2 protein-coding genes are annotated in these 948 nt (G+C 45.2%); both read left to right on the top strand.

Annotation, left to right across the window (positions count from 1 at the left end; translation table 11 throughout):
* Positions 1 to 558, top strand: a 558-nt coding sequence (locus tag AC1DUA_RS39150; RefSeq protein WP_477504807.1) for an Fpg/Nei family DNA glycosylase, incomplete at its 5' end; no start/stop codon positions are given.
* Positions 559 to 573: 15 nt separating this feature from the next.
* Positions 574 to 948: TIM barrel protein (locus tag AC1DUA_RS39145; RefSeq protein WP_477504806.1), on the top strand; the 375-nt coding region annotated here is incomplete at its 3' end.

The raw sequence follows: 948 nt of genomic DNA, 5'->3' as shown, positions 1-948 counted from the left end.
GAAGAGGAGAAACCGGATCGGACATCGCAGGTCGTGATCCATTTTGGCACACAGCACTTATACTTCATTGGATTGCGGTTAGGATATTTACACATGCATGCGATACCTGAAGCTGAGAAGGTATTAAGTAAATTAGGTCCTGAACCTTTGGAACCTGGTTTCACATTTACGCGATTTCAGAGTCTACTCAAAGGGAAAAATGGCAATCTGAAAGTGACGCTAGTCGATCAATCTTTTTTATCAGGAATTGGAAACTGTTACTCGGATGAGATCTGCTTTATTGCGGGTATTGTGCCTCTGCGCAAGCTGTCATCCCTAACAAGTGAGGAGCAGAATCGTTTATTTCAAGCGATGCGCACCGTTCTTCTCGAAGCCATTCAGTACGGCGGCTATATCGATGAACCATTATTTGTTGGAGATCGGCTAACTGGACAATTTGATGCCAAATGCCGTGTATATGACCGTGAAGGCGAACCCTGCTTACGTTGTGGTCATCCACTAATAAAGACAGAAGTTTCTAGTCGCAAATGTTTTYATTGTGCGAACTGTCAATCGTGAAAGGGCTGAGGGGTCATGTATGTTGGTGCCCATGTGAGTACGAGGGGCGGATATAGCGGAGCAGCTAAAGCGGCGCTAGCGATGGGGGCTAAAGCTTTTCAATATTTCCCGATGAATCCGAGGAGCTTATCGACGAAAATCGTAAATGTGCAGGATGCTGCTTCCTGTGCGGAATTTTGCCGTGCTCATGATATGCAGTCTATTGGACATGCTCCTTATCCCTTGAATCCTGCGGCAGATGCTGCGCAGCGCGAGTTGATGGTGAGCCTGATAAAAAACGGACTTGAGATCACGGAAGCATGTGGATCTGTTGGTCTTGTGGTGCATTTTGGGAAATATGTAGGAAAAGACCCGTTACAAGGTTATAAAAATATAATACAATGTTTGAAT

It is taken from the genome of Paenibacillus sp. 01T422, assembly GCF_056398785.1.
Note: the sequence above shows the minus strand (reverse complement) of the source record. Positions and strands in the feature narration are given on the sequence as shown.